The sequence below is a fragment of the Agathobaculum sp. Marseille-P7918 genome, from assembly GCF_964248325.1.
In the GTDB taxonomy this organism is placed as follows: domain Bacteria; phylum Bacillota; class Clostridia; order Oscillospirales; family Butyricicoccaceae; genus Agathobaculum.
This window is the reverse complement of record NZ_CAXTXI010000019.1, coordinates 1-15,246: the sequence shown is the minus strand read 5'-3', so window position 1 is coordinate 15,246 and position 15,246 is coordinate 1. Positions and strand designations below refer to the sequence as shown.

At 54.5% G+C, this 15,246-nt stretch carries 20 protein-coding genes and 1 pseudogene; 1 reads left to right on the top strand and 20 read right to left on the bottom strand.

The features are described from left to right. Positions 1 to 52 precede the first annotated feature (52 nt). The 4 genes from ACESSO_RS16690 to ACESSO_RS16675 all read right to left on the bottom strand — a co-directional run bounded on the left by ACESSO_RS16690 (position 53) and on the right by ACESSO_RS16675 (position 2,698). Entirely contained in the window at positions 53 to 256 is a 204-nt protein-coding gene (locus ACESSO_RS16690) for a hypothetical protein (protein WP_021419835.1), read from the bottom strand. Between the two features lie 510 nt (positions 257 to 766). Continuing rightward, positions 767 to 1,189 carry an RNA polymerase sigma factor gene (locus ACESSO_RS16685; protein WP_373166675.1) on the bottom strand — a complete coding sequence of 141 codons (423 nt, stop codon included), beginning with the start codon at positions 1,187 to 1,189 and terminating at the stop codon, positions 767 to 769. 570 nt (positions 1,190 to 1,759) lie between these two features. After that, a complete protein-coding gene (locus tag ACESSO_RS16680; protein ID WP_373166674.1) occupies positions 1,760 to 2,035 on the bottom strand; it encodes a CD3324 family protein in 276 nt (91 codons plus the stop codon). Between the two features lie 186 nt (positions 2,036 to 2,221). Continuing rightward, on the bottom strand, positions 2,222 to 2,698 hold the full coding sequence (locus tag ACESSO_RS16675) for a GNAT family N-acetyltransferase (RefSeq protein ID WP_373166673.1): 477 nt from the start codon (positions 2,696 to 2,698) through the stop codon (positions 2,222 to 2,224). Between the two features lie 149 nt (positions 2,699 to 2,847). Here ACESSO_RS16675 and ACESSO_RS16670 point away from each other — a divergent pair, with 149 nt between their 5' ends. Then, complete coding sequence (locus tag ACESSO_RS16670) at positions 2,848 to 3,213, top strand: helix-turn-helix domain-containing protein (protein ID WP_373166672.1); 366 nt, start codon at positions 2,848 to 2,850, stop codon at positions 3,211 to 3,213. Between the two features lie 168 nt (positions 3,214 to 3,381). Here ACESSO_RS16670 and ACESSO_RS16665 read toward each other — a convergent pair whose 3' ends face one another. From ACESSO_RS16665 to ACESSO_RS16590, 16 genes and pseudogenes are all read right to left on the bottom strand, one after another. Next, complete coding sequence (locus ACESSO_RS16665) at positions 3,382 to 4,797, bottom strand: relaxase/mobilization nuclease domain-containing protein (RefSeq protein ID WP_373166698.1); 1,416 nt, start codon at positions 4,795 to 4,797, stop codon at positions 3,382 to 3,384. A gap of 79 nt (positions 4,798 to 4,876) precedes the next feature. Continuing rightward, positions 4,877 to 5,170, bottom strand: a complete 294-nt coding sequence (locus tag ACESSO_RS16660; RefSeq protein ID WP_021419844.1) for a CD1845 family protein — start codon at positions 5,168 to 5,170, stop codon at positions 4,877 to 4,879. 170 nt (positions 5,171 to 5,340) lie between these two features. After that, entirely contained in the window at positions 5,341 to 5,682 is a 342-nt protein-coding gene (gene mobC / locus ACESSO_RS16655; protein ID WP_021419845.1) for a plasmid mobilization relaxosome protein MobC, read from the bottom strand. Continuing rightward, a complete protein-coding gene (locus ACESSO_RS16650) occupies positions 5,682 to 5,864 on the bottom strand; it encodes a DUF4316 domain-containing protein (RefSeq protein WP_021419846.1) in 183 nt (60 codons plus the stop codon). The genes mobC and ACESSO_RS16650 overlap by 1 nt, the downstream gene beginning before the upstream one ends. 12 nt (positions 5,865 to 5,876) lie before the next feature. Further along, entirely contained in the window at positions 5,877 to 6,500 is a 624-nt protein-coding gene (locus ACESSO_RS16645; protein ID WP_087249727.1) for a hypothetical protein, read from the bottom strand. Between the two features lie 99 nt (positions 6,501 to 6,599). Then, entirely contained in the window at positions 6,600 to 7,001 is a 402-nt protein-coding gene (locus tag ACESSO_RS16640) for a cysteine-rich VLP protein (protein ID WP_087216230.1), read from the bottom strand. Then, entirely contained in the window at positions 7,002 to 7,193 is a 192-nt protein-coding gene (locus ACESSO_RS16635; RefSeq protein WP_087249730.1) for a hypothetical protein, read from the bottom strand. Next, positions 7,190 to 7,864, bottom strand: a complete 675-nt coding sequence (locus ACESSO_RS16630; protein WP_373166671.1) for a DUF4366 domain-containing protein — start codon at positions 7,862 to 7,864, stop codon at positions 7,190 to 7,192. Before ACESSO_RS16630 ends, ACESSO_RS16635 begins: the two co-directional genes overlap by 4 nt. Next, positions 7,851 to 8,117: a DUF4315 family protein gene (locus ACESSO_RS16625; protein WP_006574806.1), complete on the bottom strand. Its 267-nt coding sequence runs from the start codon at positions 8,115 to 8,117 to the stop codon at positions 7,851 to 7,853. Before ACESSO_RS16625 ends, ACESSO_RS16630 begins: the two co-directional genes overlap by 14 nt. A gap of 22 nt (positions 8,118 to 8,139) precedes the next feature. Continuing rightward, positions 8,140 to 9,807, bottom strand: coding sequence for a C40 family peptidase (locus ACESSO_RS16620; protein ID WP_215533722.1), 1,668 nt, complete (start codon positions 9,805 to 9,807; stop codon positions 8,140 to 8,142). 279 nt (positions 9,808 to 10,086) lie between these two features. Continuing rightward, the gene (locus ACESSO_RS16615; RefSeq protein WP_373166670.1) at positions 10,087 to 12,516 is read right to left on the bottom strand and encodes a VirB4-like conjugal transfer ATPase, CD1110 family; all 2,430 of its coding nucleotides are present in this window, start codon (positions 12,514 to 12,516) and stop codon (positions 10,087 to 10,089) included. Beyond that, positions 12,434 to 12,820 (bottom strand): PrgI family protein, encoded by a 387-nt coding sequence (locus tag ACESSO_RS16610; protein ID WP_021419855.1) that lies wholly within the window; start codon positions 12,818 to 12,820, stop codon positions 12,434 to 12,436. The genes ACESSO_RS16615 and ACESSO_RS16610 overlap by 83 nt, the downstream gene beginning before the upstream one ends. 44 nt (positions 12,821 to 12,864) lie before the next feature. After that, the gene (locus tag ACESSO_RS16605; protein ID WP_373166669.1) at positions 12,865 to 13,485 is read right to left on the bottom strand and encodes a hypothetical protein; all 621 of its coding nucleotides are present in this window, start codon (positions 13,483 to 13,485) and stop codon (positions 12,865 to 12,867) included. A 42-nt stretch (positions 13,486 to 13,527) separates the two neighbouring features. Next, positions 13,528 to 14,169, bottom strand: coding sequence for a septation protein SpoVG family protein (locus ACESSO_RS16600; RefSeq protein WP_373166668.1), 642 nt, complete (start codon positions 14,167 to 14,169; stop codon positions 13,528 to 13,530). Positions 14,170 to 14,211: 42 nt separating this feature from the next. Continuing rightward, positions 14,212 to 15,078: a VirB6/TrbL-like conjugal transfer protein, CD1112 family gene (locus tag ACESSO_RS16595; protein WP_087216255.1), complete on the bottom strand. Its 867-nt coding sequence runs from the start codon at positions 15,076 to 15,078 to the stop codon at positions 14,212 to 14,214. 41 nt (positions 15,079 to 15,119) lie between these two features. Further along, positions 15,120 to 15,203: pseudogene (locus tag ACESSO_RS16590) on the bottom strand (Maff2 family mobile element protein); the annotation flags it as partial. Positions 15,204 to 15,246 lie beyond the last annotated feature (43 nt).

Sequence of the window (15,246 nt, the reverse complement as noted above, 5' to 3'; positions counted from 1 at the left end):
CGCAGGTGCCGCCCTTTGAGCTTTCTCCACTTCGGGCCGATGTGGCCCGAGGTCAGTACGGACTGGAGTGGAACTTCTGTTTGGCGTCCTCCACACTGTTGAGATCAAAGACTTCATAAAGCTGTCCCACAACACGACGAATATCCTTCTTTGAAAAGCCGCAGTCCTCCATTGCCATGATGACATAGCCGCGGCAGGCGTCGTTGCTCCATTCATCCGGCTCAAAACCGGGAAACATCCCAAACGCATTTTCCATAAGAAACTCCTTTGAGAAAAAAGATGGGGAGCCCCGCCGGATTGGTTGGCCTATCATCAGACAGCATTGCCAGAGGGCTCCCCACAGGTTTTTACTACATTACAGACACACCGGACGGACATAGGCTTTCTGCCCCATAGTATTTCAACTCTCCCCATTCTGATGGCAAGGCGTTCTCATTGCCTGCGACGGATCACGGCTTGCAAGGCCGCTTCAACGCTCGGACTGTGACTAAACGCAAGTATCCGGGTTATGTGCCTGTTCCGGTGGAACCAGCCTTGCTCCACCTATGACATGAGCCTGATCGCTCGCTCTGTTTTATAGGGACTGTATTCTCCAAAAGCAGAGGTCATGGCGGGCCTGTCACACAGCGCATTTCCCTTCGTATCCGGGTGCCTTTTTATTCAGTTTTTTATTTGCATGAGGGCTTGTCCGAACCTCGGGTCACCTTGACCCGAAGTGTTTTGCCTCTCATAAGCCATTTCATTTTTTGGTCTAAATCGGTACACCTCACAGAGATTTTTTCAAAATTTTTTCCAAGTGCCGCAGCCCGCGCTCGATTGCCACACGGACTACTTTCTCATGAACCCCTTCTGCCCGGGCAATATCCTGTTTCGTCATGCCAAGAATGAAGTGGGCGTAAATCCGTTTTGCCTGTTTGTCCGGCAGGCTGGCAATAGCAGCGTGAAGCTCCTGCATGGTAACTTTCCGCTCGTACAGCTCATGGGGCGAAAGTGCGACAAAGACAGCCTCATGCTCCAGCCCATCATCCCGATCAAGGGAATAGTAGGCTTTATGGCGGTATGTACGCAGCCGGTATGCAGCCTCCTTACGATCAAATTCTTTGAACATTTCAGTAACTTCGTCCGATACTTCCATGAAGCAATCCGATGTATAAAACGGGTAATAGTCCCGCAGATTGATAATAGCCATATTGACCTCCGTTTCGGTTGGTGGTTGACGAGTGACCGAAACGAAGGCGGTGGAGAGCGGCACCGGGGAATGATTTCGGGCCAACATGACCCGAAGCAGTCCCATAAGAACACAAAAGCGCCCGGGCAGTACAAGGCCACTCGGACACATGAAATAATATATTTGTTTATGTGCTGCCAAACTTCATGTCTACCGTCGAACTTATCCTGTTTCGTTGGTAGACTTTTTTTGACAGGTTAGGGGGATGGAAAATGAAAAAGGACACAGCGATACCTCCCAGATACCGCCGTATCCTTAAAAAAGGGCGACTTTAACACACCCCCCGTATTCTCATTTTTCAAAAAGAAAACGGCGGCTTGAAATTGCTATTTCAAAACCGCCATTAGAAGTTTTTAAGCATATTGAATTACCACTTCATATAACGGTTTTTTTTATTTCCGTCATGTGAAATGGAAATCAAGGTATGTCAGAATACTACAAATTTATTTTAGCATAATAAATGCTTTGTGCGAGGAACATGATTGATTAAAAAAGAAAATGTGCCATATCGAAAATATGGCACATTCAGAACTAATATCTATTTTTTTCTTGTCGTATGATACGTTGGATGCTTTTTTCTACCAAAAAGTATTTTTTAGCAAGTTTTGAAATTGGGATTCCGGAACAAAACTCAGAATAAATTTTAGCATTTCGATCTGCAAGTTCCCTTTTAGTTGGCGTATTCTCACCCCAAAAGCACTTATTATTTTCCTTTTTAGGAATATATAAAACTTCGCCACTGATATATTGTTGTACTTGTTCTATAACTTCAAGTGGCAAAACATCTTTTGCTTTTATATAGCCCAAAATGGTGCACCTCCTAAAGAATTTCATGTTCATTTAGGATTAGCACAGGCTATTACCTTTCCATATTAAATTTTATATTTTGCAATAGCCCATGCTATGCACCAATATCACCCATAAACCAAAGAGCCACCTTTCTGCAAATCTTATTAACAGTTTAATCTATCAGTTGAACTTTTGCAATGCTTTTTAAGAAATATCCGCAACCATGATATATTCCTCATTGTTTTCACTAACAATTTTAAACCCTGCTTTTTGGTACATTTTAACAGCATAATTAGCTTTTTGAACAGACAACGATACCTTAGCGTATTTGCTATTCTTTAATTTGGTAAGCAAACCTTCCAACAAGGCCGTTCCTATTCCATACCCTCTGTATTCTTTATATAGTGACATTGCTAAGGATGGCGTTTTGTTATCAATATGCCCGTAATCATTCATAATTCTCACCCAAGCCGCTCCAACAATTTTATTATCAATCTCTACCACCATTCCTTGGTCTCCATGTTTTTTTCCAAAGTCCTTTATATATACTTGCAATTCTGGCAAGGAAATAATGGTTTTAGGTGGTGGGGTTGAGCCTTCTGGAATGAAAATAGCTTCGTATAGAAATTGGCTTAGTAGCAAATACTCATGGTTTCTTATCTCTCGTATCTTATAATTCATATAATCCTCCTATTATTATTTTATCATACTTCTTGGTTACTATACATCTTAACACAGCTTCACCTTTTAGTGAAATAAAATAATACTTTATATCAAATTTTACTACATTCTCATAAGCTGACCCGAAATGTACAATGATATAGGGTGATATGAGAATGAACCAAGACGAAAGAAGGTTTGACTTTCACGGGCTCGGGCTCGCTTTGAAACAAGCCAGAGAGGAAAAGGGCTGGACACAAGCCTATGTGGCGGAGCTGGTCGGCAAGACTGACCGCACCATTATGAACATTGAGAACAAAGGCCAGCACCCCAGCTTCAACCTGTTTTTCAAACTCGTCACTCTGTTCGAAATTTCCGTAGATCAGTTTTTCTATACAGAAGGTCAGCGTGGAGAGAACAGTTGCAGAAAGCATATTGATGTGCTTTTAAGCTCGATGAATGAGAAAGAGCTTGTTGTTATGGAGGCCACAGCCGAAGGGCTCAAGAAAGCCAGAGAAACGGAGGTTCAGGAGTAAGAGCCTCCGCTTTTTCATGCCATTTTGAGGGCTGCCGCTAAGTGGCAAGCAATGCCTCCGTGGCCACAAAGGCCCGGACGCTGCTTGTTGGGGCTCGCCCCAAACCCGTATCTTCGGGCCAACATGGCCCGAAGTATTTGCGTCGCTTTGCTCCTTGTTTTCATAACCTCAACGCTCCTTTTCCTGCTTTCTGCCCGGCTCGGTGTAGCCCAGCAGAGTATCAATATTTGCCTTGATGGTGACGATTTCCTGCATATCCCGGCGCGCTTTCTGATACTCTCCATAAAGGCGCTTTTTCTTTGCCGTGAGCTTACGGCCTTCCTCCTTCAGCGCATCCATTTTCGGGAGCTTCGCCCCGCCCAGCAGACGGCGCATTTCCGCCTGTGCCGCCCGGTACAGTTCAATATCAGCCTCATGCTCCGCAAGGAATTTCCGGCTGTACTTGGCAGCCTTGTACTGCTCAAAGACCGGGCGTGTTTTGGCATACTGAACCGTTGCGGCCTTTAGCCCGGCATTGGTTTTCATGGCCTGCTCTGTCTGCTTGATCTGCTCGGAAAGCGCATGGAAATGGTCGGTTGCCTCGGTGGCTTTCTGCGCCAACTGCTCATAATCAGTCAGGCTGTTGTCCTGTATATAGGCGAGGGCGGCGGCCATCTGCTTGATGTTGAACACCTTCGCCCACCGCTCGTAGCCCGGTCCCTTACCGGCAGCCAGCTTTGCTTGAATATCCACCGCCAGACTGATTTTTCGCTCCGGGCGTCCGGGGCGTTTTTCTTTGCCCTCAATGGCGGCAAGAACATCTTTCAGATCGTAGCCGTCCCCCAGCGTAGAGGCCCGCAGACGGGTAAAGCGTTCCTGTCCCTGGCCGGTCAGCCGGAAGCTGATACCACCGCCCCGAACCTTCTTGACTTCATATCCGGCCCGCTTCATCAGGCCGAGAAATTCGTCCAGATTGGCGGGGCGCTCCGCCAGCGCAGTATCAATGGCAAAGCGCAGCCGGTCCTGATACGAAAGCGGCCCTTTCCGTTCTTTCTGCCACTCCCCATAGTTCCGGTATTTTCCCTTGCTCCGGGGCTTCGGGTTCTCTACAATAGACAGCCCGTTTTCAAGGCACAGTCTGTCGGAGAGCCGACGGAGGGCGAAGCTGGAGCCCCAGAAGTTTCGGAATTTCCGAGTACAGTCAAGGGTGGTGGAGTTGTAATATATATGACAATGGATGTGCTGCTTGTCGGTATGCGTGGTAACGATAAAAGCGTGCCGCCCCTTCGTCCAGCGCATAGCCAGCCCATAGCCGATACGGTTCGCCTCCTTCGGGGTGATCTCTCCCGGATAAAAGGACTGTCGTATTTGATAGCACAGCACATCATTGGCCTTTTTCTGTTCCCGGCCTGTCATGGCGGCATAGCTGGCTTTCGCCAAAAGAAACTCGTCCGCCACGGTGGCAGGGTCGCACTCATAAGCGGAGATATACTTTCCGCTTTCTGTTTTTTCCGGGTTTTTACCATAGTCCAGACAATCCCGGATGGCCTCGGCAATCGTTTCGCCTTCGCCCGCATGGCGCTGCAACAAAGTTGTGGTAGCCAGAAATCATCCCTCCCTTCTATGAAAAAAGGGCGGCCCGTCCAGACCGCCCCGACTTCGGGCCAACATGGCCCGAGGCTGTTTAACTTGCCAGAAACCGATACAGAGCGGATTTGCCGCCGTCCAGCGCCCAAAGCAGAGAACCAGCCGCCGCTTGCAGCCCATACGGCGAAAGGAGGAAGGCGAGGAACAGAAATACAATCCCGCCGATGGGGGTCGGCGTGAAAAAGAGGGCGATACCCAGCACCGCCAGGATCACGGAGGCAATCGTCAGCAGGAAGGCGCAAATATCAAACAAAAACACCAGCAGAGCCGCCAGAAGGGACAGCGCCAGAGCGAAGGGCGCGACTAATATTTTCAGCAGTATCTTCATCATCAAAACCTCCTTTATTCTTTCTATCTCTATTTTATCATGCCTGCCCGGGGACATAAATGTTGCGAAAGATTAGTGAATCCTGTCCCGGAGCTTCGGGTCAACATGGCCCGAAGTGGTAAAAAAAGAACAGGGCGGCAAGCCCCACACAACGGAAGCCTGCCGCCCTCGTCTTACTTTGCCACCAGCTCGGAGAGCTCCCGCAGCACCTTTGACACCTCGCCCCACAGCTTTTCATAGTCCCGCTTCAATCCGTCGATTTCCTCCGGGTACACGCCGTAGGTATGCGCGTGTACGGCGACCTGATTGAGATTATTGGAACAGCGCCTTTGCAGAGAGATCAATTCTTTTATGGGCGCAAGGTCAACGTGCAGGATATACCCGTTCAGAGCCATCTTCCGCACATAAGCCCCGGCATTGGAAATGCCCGCTTCGGCCATCCGTTCATGGATGGCCGCCAGCTCGTCCGGCGTTACCATGACGTGCAGATGGACATTCCGCTTGCGGTTCTCCATCAGCGTTCCAGCTCCCGGCCCTTTCTGCGCTCTTTGGGCTCCTTCACTTTGTCCAGCGGCTTTGCATCCAGCTCCGGGGGCGCAGGCTGGATGGGCGTGTTGTTGGGTACGCCGTCGATCATGTTGCAGTTCTGCTCCGTGGAGAGCTCGGCGGTTTTCAGATAGTTGTCTTTTTCGTGCATGGCAATCCTCCTTTATCGTTCCTCATGGTTTTTATGGTCCCGCTTCTGGCTGGGTTCCTTCGGAGGTTCCTGCCCTCTGGCTCCATCCTTGAGCCGGGCGGTAATGGATGGGCGCGCCCGGTCAGGATTGCCCGGTGCGGGTTTCAGCTCATAGTCCTCCATCTGTTTTTCGGTCAGCGGCTTTGCATAGGTTAGTTCACCCCATGCCATCAGCCTGCCATTTGCCACAGGGCGCCGCCTGTCGTCATCGTAGTTGACGATGGAAAGCGGCGGGTTATCCGATGGCTTCGGGTAGGTGCCTATGTCCACAGGGCGCTGGGTGGAATAGTAGCGGTAAACGCCTTCCGGGCCCAGCTCCGTATTTTTGACTGCCGCATGATAAAGGTACTGATAATCGTCCACCCGGCGGTCAAAATCCTTCTGCGCCCATTCCAGACTGTTTCCATAGCGGCCCCAGTAGTAATCCCGCTGGCCCTTTTCGCCTTCGGTAAACTGCCAGGTCACAAAGGGGCTCGGCGCGCCCGGGTTATGCCCCAGCGCAAAACCGTGTCCGCTGTCAAAGGTGGTGGCTTTCAAAATGGCATAGCCTTGTACGATCTCCAAGAGATACCTCCTTTCTGAACCTCGGGCCAACATGGCCCGAAGTGTGGTATGTTACGAAATGAGGGAGTAAACCGGGGCGGGATGGGTTGCAGTATTCCCGCCCCGGAAACGCCCTCAAAAAAGCCCGGAATATCAAGCCTTTCGAGACGGCAAATCGTAACCGCCGCCCGGCCTTTTCTCCCGCATTTTCCTCATGCGTTCCCGGCTTTTCCGGCGGTTCCCTTCGGCCTTGCAGGCGTCGGAACAGTAGGCTTGACGGCCTTCCGGTAAAAATGCCCGCCCGCAGACCGTACAGACCCGAAGCTCCGGGGAGCCGCCTTCCACGGTCAGCGCCGCAAGAAGCTCCGGGTCGAGGGGCAAGACGGCCTCCCGGAAATACCGGCAGTAAGCGCCCGTCCAGCATTTGTGCAGCATATAGCAGCCACAGTCCAGCGGCAGGCACAGGCCCGTTTCCCGGTCATAGTTGGCGCACATCCCCGTGACAAGGGAACGGATTTTCTTCTTCTCGTCACGGGTCAGCTCCCGGGCGTCCATTCAGGACTTCGGGCCACGATGGCCCGAAGGTCGGGACTCCACGATCAGCGCCCGGAATTTCTTCCGACACTGTTTTTTCCTGCCTTTGCACTCCTTGTAGTAGCGGCATCCGGCACAAGGGTCATCGCTGCCCCGGCCCGGCCACGGCACTTCCTTCATCATTCGCTCAAAGGGGCTGTTGGTAAAATTCACTGGCGGGCCTCCTGTTCTTCCGTGTCCTCGTCCCACGGAGGGGTATCCTCGTCTTCGGGTTCCTCTGCGATTTCCTCCGGCCCTTCGTCCTCATATTCGCAGTAGTCGTCCTCCAAGTCCGGCGCTTCGTGCTTCGGCTTGTAAATCTTGAAGTAATAACCAGCACCGCCGCCGATCAGCACCACCGCCCCGATCAGGAGCAGCGAAAGAAGCGGGCTGTCTGTTTTTGCGGCCTCGGGTTCGGGTTCCGGCTCGGTCACTTCCTCCACGGGTTCGGTGGGCTCCGGCTCCGGTTCGGGGGTCACTTCCTCGGCTGGTTCCTCGCCCTGTTCGGCAAGAGGCAGAAGGTCATCCACGGTTACAGCGTTGAGGAAATAGACGTTTTCGCTGGTTTTCTGCTTGTCGATCACCAGATAGAAAACACTCTCGTCTGCGGTGGTAATGGTGTAGAACTCTTTGCCGTCCTCGTCGGTGGCATTGTCCACCACCGTTCCCGTTCCATCCGGGGTAAAGGGGTTCTGGGTTTCCGGCTCCGCCTCGGTTTCCACCGGGGCGGGGGCGGCCTCGGGCTGCGGCTCATTGCTCTGGGCGTAAGCCGGGACCGTAAAGATCAGGCAACACAAAAGGCTGGCAGTCATCACCGCCAGCCTGCGAAATTTAGTTTTCTTCATGGGCCGTGTCCTCCTTTTCAGGTGCCTCCGGCTTCGGGCCATTGTGGCCCGAAGCGGCAAGGCTGTTTTTGGGGTCGTTCAGAAAGGCCATCAGCTCGGCGGGGGTCAGTTTGAGAGAGCGCACCGCCTGCACGATCTGGCTGTTTTCTTCCTCCTGTTTTTGCTTTTCCAGCTCCCGGATTTTGGCCTGCCACTCGGCGGCCTTCTCCCGGGCCTTTTCCAGCTCCTTATCGAGCTTGTCGATCTTGTTCATGCAAGGGCTCCTTTCTTCTGGCTCACAAGCGCCCGAAGGCGTAGAAATGTGTTTGCCAGTAGCTTGAATTGATATTTGCGTATTGGATGGGAGAACCACAATGCAGCATCATCCCGTCGCCCACATAAATCCCCACATGGGACACAGGGCCGGGGCTGTCATAGGTTCCCGTGAAAAAGATAATGTCGCCCGGCTTTGCCTCGGAAGGGGAAATGATGGCACACTGGTTGTAAATGCCCTGCGCCGTGGTACGGGGCAGGTTGTGGACGCCGCTGGCCGTGTACACCCAGCAGACAAAGCCCGAACAGTCAAAGGAGGTAGACGGGCTGGAGCCGCCCCACACATAAGGCCAGCCGATGTACTTTGTCGCCTCCGCCATGAGCGCCGCAAAGGCCGGGTCATCCAGCGCCTCGCCGGGTATCTCATAGCTGGGGCCGGTATCCTCGCCGCCGGTATAAATTCCTTCCCACAAATAGGGCTTGTTGCCTTTGAGCTGCTGCATGACGGTGTAGATTTCCCGCTGCTGTTCATCCAGCCTCGGCAGAATCACGGCAGGCAGCGTTTTGTTTGTGAGGGTCACATTGAGGATGTAATACTCATAGGGGACTTCCTCGGTGGTGGTTTCTCCGGTTTCCGGGTCGGTGCTGGTTTCGGTGCGGTAGCGTATCTCGATTTCCTCCGTCAAGGTCAGCTCATACTGCGCCTCGAAGATCTCCCGCAGCTCGTCCTGCACCTGCTCCCGGAAATACACATGGTACTTTGCCGAGAGATAGGACGCCAGTTCATAGGGGTTGTGGCCGATCTCGTCCACGGAATAGCGGTACTCGTCATAGCCGGGATGGGTGCTTTCGATGTTCGCTACCGTCTGCGCCAGTTCATTTTCCAGCGCCGTGTAGTCCTCGTCCACGCCAAGCAGGTCGGCGTCCTCCGAAGCATAGGAAGTGCCGGACACCGCATTGGCAAGGCCGCTGCCAAGCGTGGGAAAGATGGAGCTTACCGCCGACAGGATATAGCAGACCAGTAACAACAGCACCAAAACCAAAACCGCCACAGGATGACGGGTCACAAACTGCGCCGCCCGCCGGGTCACATTTCCCGAAGCGGCAGCGGCTTTCTTTGCGGCCTTTGCGCTCTGTTTTGCCGCCGCCTTTGCCTCTTTGGAATACCGGCGTTTTAGTTTCCACTTCTGCTGTATCCGGGACAGCGGATTGCTGGCAAGCTCCGGGTGTTCGGCGGCCATCTTCTGAAAATCCACATTGGCCCGGGCTTTTATGTCCTTCCGTTCCCACTTTGCCACCTTCCGGGCCGGGTGTTCCCGCCAGCGCCGTTTGGCATACCGGGTCAGTTTCCGGGTCCCGGCCTCGGCGGTCAGCTCGGATTTATGCGCTCCTTCCACGCCCACATTTTCATGCTCGACTTCGTGGATTTTGTTGTGGAGATAAAACCATGCCTCGGTGCGGGCTCCCCGGACGGCTTTCTTTGCAAGCCCCGGCGGCTTCTGCGCCGCCCGTTTCGCCTCGACCTTATCCAGCTTCTCCCGGGCCTTTCCCAGCTTTTCCCCGGCGCGCTCCGCTTTGGCCTGCGCCTTCTGGTACTTGTCCTTTTTACTCCCGGCTTTCTCGGCGGAGCCCTCCGGCTCCTGCGCCTTGCCGGTATCCTGCGGACCGCCCCTGTCATCCTCCTGCCTCATGCGGTCAGAAGGGCGGGCTTTCCGGCTGTCCTCTTGAAACTTGCCGCTTTTGGACTTCGGGCCATCATGGCCCGAAGCGCCGGTCTGCCCGGTATCCTCGTCCTCAAACCGCAGGCGTCGGGACGGTGCGGGGGAAGGCCCTTCCTGGTCAGCCGGTCCGGGGCGAGTGTTCCCGGTATCCTCCGGCGGCCCCGGCCTTTGAAAATTCCGTTTATCCGGTTTCTTTCCGATGAGGTATCCCTCCTTTCCAAACCTCGGGCCAGCATGGCCCGAAGTATGTTACGCCCGCTTCATTTCCTGTTTCTTGTCCTCCGGGCGGGTTGTCATAATGGCGTACAGCTCGGTATTCTGCGGGAAGCGGTCAACAAACGGGATGGTGGTGTTCCCGAAGAACAACAGCCCTTCGCCGGAATTGGTGTGGGTCACATAGGAAAGCTGGTGGGGGCTGATACCAAGCTGTTTGGCTAAAATCTGCCTGTCGCCCTGCGCCTGCGAGAGCAGCACAAGGAAGTCCGAGTTTTCAAAGATGTTCTCGATCTCCGGGCTGGCAAGGAAGTCCTTCACATTTTGCGTTAAGGCGCTGGGTACGCAGCCCTTCTTACGGAGCATTTTCCAGATCGCCACACAGTAGCTTGCCGTCAGCCGGTCACGGAGCAGCACATGGAACTCGTCGAAGTAACACCATGTAGCGATACCGCGCAGGAAATTCATGGACACCTGCGAATTGACAAGGTCCTGCATAATGAGCATGGCAATCGTCCGAAGCCCGGCCCCCAGCTTTTTCAGGTCGAGGCACACAAGGCGGCGGTTCAGGTCCACATTGGTTTCATGGTTGAACACGTTGAGAGAGCCCGACACATAGATTTCAAGGGCCGTCGCCAGCCGTACCGCCTCGCCCTCGGGCTGGGAACAGAGCAGGTCATAGAGGGTTTGGAGGGTCGGCATTTTCGCCGTCTCCGGGTTCTGTAAATGCTCCCGGTACATCTGGCGCACACAGCGGTCAATGACGGTCCGCTCCACCGGCTGCAAGCCGTCCTTTCCGCCGACGATCAGTTCCATCAGCGACAGGATAAAGTCGGCTTTCAGCGCCATCGGGTTTTCCTCGTCGAAGCTCAAATCAATGTCCATCGGGTTAATGTGGTGCGGGCTGTCCGGGGCGATCTCGATGACCTGCCCGCCCAGCCGCTTGATAAGGGGCGAGTATTCGCCCATCGGGTCCACCACGATAATCCGGTCACGGGTGGCAAGAAACACGTTCACAAGCTCCCGCTTTGCGGCAAAGGATTTGCCGGAGCCCGGTACGCCGAGGAACAGGCCGTTGGGGTTTTTGAGCTTCTTCCGGTTCGCCATGATGACGTTATGGGAAAGGGCGTTGAGCCCGTAATAGACAGCCTCGCCGTCCATGCGGAGCTCCTGCGTCATAAAGGGAACAAAAATAGCCGTGGAGCTGGTGGTCATGCCGCGCTTGATCTCAATGCCGTTATGGCCCAGCGGCAGGCTGGAAAGAAAACCGTCCTCCTGCTGGAAGTCCAGCCGCTTCAAGGTGCAGTTGTATTTCTGAACGATACCCGACACCGTGAACAGGTCATTGTCCAGCTCCCGACGGGTCGGGGCCATGTTCACCACAAGGAAGGTCAGCAGGAACATTCGCTCGTTCCGGCTCTGCAAATCTTCCAAGAGGGTCTTTGCGTCGTTGCTGTACGTCACAAGGTCGGGCGGGAGTATGTCCATGTCGTACCCGGCCCGGGCGGCCTTCTTCTGTTCCTCCACCTTCATCTTGTCAATGTCGGAGACTTTGGCCTTGATGGATTTCACGGCGGCGGCCTGATCGACGGTCTGGATATGGAGCGTGATCGTCATTTCCGCATCCATTTCCAAAAGCTCCGCCAGCAGCTTGTCCGAGAGCTCCGAGGCCAAAATCTGCAAATAAGAGGCCGCGCCCCAGGTCGTCCCTACCCGGAACAGGCGGCTGAAACGGAAGTCGAAGCTGTCCGGGGCAATAAAGTCCTTTGTGGAAAGGCCGGTCTGGGGTATCATATCCCACGAAAACCGGAAGGGGTCGGTGCCGCCGGGGTGGAGCTGCCCGTGAAGGAGCTCCAGCCGTTCCAGCCCCGAGAGGGAGCGGCACTTGACGCCCAGCTTTTTGAAGTTGCCGCAAATGTCCGCCTCCACACGCTCCAACCTCGCCCTTGCGGTGGAGAGGTCGTCCACATTCACACCGAAGGTCAGGAGCTTTGTGCGGACAATGCCGTTGTTGCTTTTGGCGATCTGGTTTTCCAGCATTTCCACATACTCACGCCGGACGCTGTTGTAGTCGTCCTCCTGCATGGGGATGTTGACGCTGTACCGGCTGCCCGGGCGGCTCCGGTGGTTGAGGAAAGAAAGCTGAAACGGCAAGGAGCTGTCAAAGTAGTTCAGACAGGCGCTCCACCCGTCAAAGATGGCCGCCTGATCTTCGGTCTGGGCGAGCTGGTAGTTGATGTCCTCATATTCAATGGTTTTGGTGAAATAGCGGTCCTCCACCCGGCACACCCCATCCCGGTACATTTCCCGGTAAGGGAGGGTCTGCTGGGCGGTGGTGGGAATGTCCTTTCCCTTTGTGAACAGGCCGAGAAGGCTCGTCTTGTCAGGCTTTTTGCCTGCGGGCTTTCCGGCCCTTCTGTTGTTTTGCAATCGGCTGCGCCTCCTTTCTGGCGCCAAGCAGCGCATAGAAGTTTTCGGTTTTGTAAGGCCGCACCCGGGGATAGAGGAACCGGGTGCGGATGATGTTTTTCAGCACCTTTTCCAGCGGCAGGCCGTCCCGCTCATACATAGCGAAAAAGAAGAACGGGAGCATGAGGCCGATCATCAGGAACATGGCGGCGCTGTTTCCGATACTGCCACGGGAAAACAGGTAGGCCGGAAGGCCCACCGCCGCCGCGCCGGAAAAACAAATAAGCTGGCGCTTCGTGAGATTGAAGGCCAGCTTTGTCTTGATTTTGGACAGGTCTTTGGGTACTGGCACATAGGCCATTTCGTTACACCTCCTTTGCCGCTTCGGGTCAACATGGCCCGAAGCTATCTTGCGGCCTCTTTGGCCGGGGCTGCGCTGCGGGCGGCTTCGGCGGCCTCCCGTCCGCTCTGCCTTGCCCGCCAGTATTCGGGATTGTATTGCCGGATGGACTGATTGAGGTTTTCTTCAAACCGCTCTTTGTCCTTGATACGGTCGGGGATCTTCCAGAGCTTTTTGTCCAGCAACTCCCGGAGCACCACGCTTTCCTGTGCGTCCTCCTCATAGCAGATATAGCCCTTGTCCTTGAAACCGCATTTTTTCGCCGCCGGAGAGAGGACGGCGGCTACCTCGTTTGCCACCATCGTCCCGCCGTGGCTGGCGGTGGATACCAAAAACACCCCCGGACAGAGAACTTCACAGCTCTGCACCTCTCCCCACGGGGAACTCCGGGGCGCATGGAACATCCCGCCCGTCCGGCTCCGGTCCGCCTGCATGAGCGCCGCCTTTTCCAAGATGGCCTTCAGCTCCGGGGAAAAGTAGGCGTATTCTCGCAGGACACGGGCGGCGTCCCCACCGCAGGCGTTCATCAACAAAGTATAGGCGTCGCTGTCCGCTTTGGTACAGCGGCCCAGCAGCTTGCCGTCATAGTAGCAGGCCGCGTCATAGCCCGTCCGTTTGCGTGGCATGGGTTTCGCCTCCTTTCTGCTCCGGGCCAGCATGGCCCGAGGTCAACGCTCCGCGCCACGGTTGGGCTTTTCCTTCGGAGGCCGTTCCGCTTTTGCCTGTTCGGCAGCCGCTTTCCCGGCCTTGAGCTGTTCGCTGATGGACGCACGCCCGGCAGAGCCGCGCTCCGCCAACTGTTTCAGCTTTACTTCATAGGCTTGCAGAATAGCGGTGTTGAGCTGTTCCCGGAACTCCTTCGTGACGGGATAGGCCATATCCCGGTAGCCGCCCTTGCCGTCCGGCTGGCTGGGCATCCCCACGAAAAGGCCCTTGCTGCCCTGCACGATTTTCAGATTTTCCACTACAAAGCAGTCGTTGAATTTCACGCTGGCAAAGCCCATCAGGTTTTTCACAGGTTCGATGACCCGCACGCTTACATCCAGCTTCAACGGTGCGGCGGGGGTGGCGTCCGCAACCTTTTCCTGCATGGTTTCCTCCTTTCCGGCGGGAACAAGGTTCCCGTCCTTGTAGTCATAGCCTTCCGCCCGGAGTGCCGCCAGCGTGTCCGCCGATATGCACCCGGACAGTTTAAGATCGGTTTCCACCATGAAGCGCATGGTGTCTGTTTTAGAAAATTCCTCGGGGAGCTTTCCGTAGAAAGCCGGGTGCGGCTGTCCATCCGCGCCCTGTTTGTAACGCCGGGGCATACCGCCTCCTTTCCGCTTCGGGTCAGCATGGCCCGAAGTCTCTTAATGGCAGCCGAAGATGGATTTTGCAAGGCTGCCCGTTTTGAACAGGGTAAAACACAGCAGCACCGTATAGCCCACACAGCCCCAGATCGCCCCGATGGGGTCGCCGTCGGTGGCGATACTCTGGATAAGCACCGCGTAGATGGCGACACAGACCAAAATGAGCAAGCCTTGAAAGCCCACCGCAAAGAGGGAGCGGAAATAGTTCTGCCCCATGTGTCCGGTTTCCCGGTTGGGGACGGTGGCAAACGGGATGGGTGCCAAACTTGTGAGTAAGTAAATTTCAATCATACGGCCATACACGATAACGAAGATCACAATGTTTAAGGCAATCATGGTAAGCTGGATCAGGAATGACTGGAGCCATAGGCCAAACAGGGGTCCTAACTCCATTGCCTCCAGCTCGGTCCGTAGACTGTCCATTACATCCGTTGTGATCTCTGTCCCGTTCTGGATAATGCCCGCTGATTGCTGGATGACGTGCTGGCTCACGTCAAAGACGGCCAGCACGATATTGAAGGTATTCGTCAGGATCATTACCGCCACAAAGGTTTTGAACACCCACTTGAAAAACATCCATGTGTCAACGTCATGGAGGTTGTTGCGGTCAATGAGCATTTGTATCAGCTCATAGGTCATTACAAAAGTGAGGATGACCCCGGCGATTGGCAGGATGGCGGTTTCAGAGATTTGCCGTATCATGGAAAAGACCCCGGCGTTCCAGTCCGCCGGGGTCGTGCCTACCTGTGTGGCGATCTCGCCAACGCTTTGATTGACGTTATTGAAAAGGCCATCCAGATTTCCCATGATACCATCGACAAGCAAACCTTTGAGCCATTCAACGATTGCGTCGATGATAAAGTCCATACATCAGCTCCTTTTCTGGAAAAAGGGACAACGGGTAAGGGTTAGCTGAACAGGCCGGACAGCAGAGGGATAAGCTGCATACCGATCAGGACGACACCGCCGCCGGCCATGAGCTGTGTTATCCCCAATTAGTAGGAACAATACAGCTTTCTGGCGGGCGGCGGCACG

Bases quoted from the DNA above. Each gene is read 5' to 3' on its own strand.
- ACESSO_RS16650 (WP_021419846.1), bottom strand. From the start codon at position 5,864: ATGCACGAAAAAGACAACTATCTGAAAACCGCCGAGCTCTCCACGGAG.
- ACESSO_RS16600 (WP_373166668.1), bottom strand. From the start codon at position 14,169: ATGCCCCGGCGTTACAAACAGGGCGCGGATGGACAGCCGCACCCGGCT.
- ACESSO_RS16625 (WP_006574806.1), bottom strand. From the start codon at position 8,117: ATGAACAAGATCGACAAGCTCGATAAGGAGCTGGAAAAGGCCCGGGAG.
- ACESSO_RS16640 (WP_087216230.1), bottom strand. From the start codon at position 7,001: ATGGACGCCCGGGAGCTGACCCGTGACGAGAAGAAGAAAATCCGTTCC.
- ACESSO_RS16610 (WP_021419855.1), bottom strand. From the start codon at position 12,820: ATGGCCTATGTGCCAGTACCCAAAGACCTGTCCAAAATCAAGACAAAG.
- ACESSO_RS16595 (WP_087216255.1), bottom strand. From the start codon at position 15,078: ATGGACTTTATCATCGACGCAATCGTTGAATGGCTCAAAGGTTTGCTT.
- ACESSO_RS16645 (WP_087249727.1), bottom strand. From the start codon at position 6,500: ATGTTGGCCCGAGGTTCAGAAAGGAGGTATCTCTTGGAGATCGTACAA.
- ACESSO_RS16620 (WP_215533722.1), bottom strand. From the start codon at position 9,807: ATGAGGCAGGAGGATGACAGGGGCGGTCCGCAGGATACCGGCAAGGCG.
- ACESSO_RS16675 (WP_373166673.1), bottom strand. From the start codon at position 2,698: ATGAATTATAAGATACGAGAGATAAGAAACCATGAGTATTTGCTACTA.
- mobC (WP_021419845.1), bottom strand. From the start codon at position 5,682: ATGGAGAACCGCAAGCGGAATGTCCATCTGCACGTCATGGTAACGCCG.
- ACESSO_RS16660 (WP_021419844.1), bottom strand. From the start codon at position 5,170: ATGATGAAGATACTGCTGAAAATATTAGTCGCGCCCTTCGCTCTGGCG.
- ACESSO_RS16630 (WP_373166671.1), bottom strand. From the start codon at position 7,864: ATGAAGAAAACTAAATTTCGCAGGCTGGCGGTGATGACTGCCAGCCTT.
- ACESSO_RS16685 (WP_373166675.1), bottom strand. From the start codon at position 1,189: ATGGCTATTATCAATCTGCGGGACTATTACCCGTTTTATACATCGGAT.
- ACESSO_RS16615 (WP_373166670.1), bottom strand. From the start codon at position 12,516: ATGCGCTGCTTGGCGCCAGAAAGGAGGCGCAGCCGATTGCAAAACAAC.
- ACESSO_RS16605 (WP_373166669.1), bottom strand. From the start codon at position 13,485: ATGCCACGCAAACGGACGGGCTATGACGCGGCCTGCTACTATGACGGC.
- ACESSO_RS16690 (WP_021419835.1), bottom strand. From the start codon at position 256: ATGGAAAATGCGTTTGGGATGTTTCCCGGTTTTGAGCCGGATGAATGG.
- ACESSO_RS16670 (WP_373166672.1), top strand. From the start codon at position 2,848: ATGAGAATGAACCAAGACGAAAGAAGGTTTGACTTTCACGGGCTCGGG.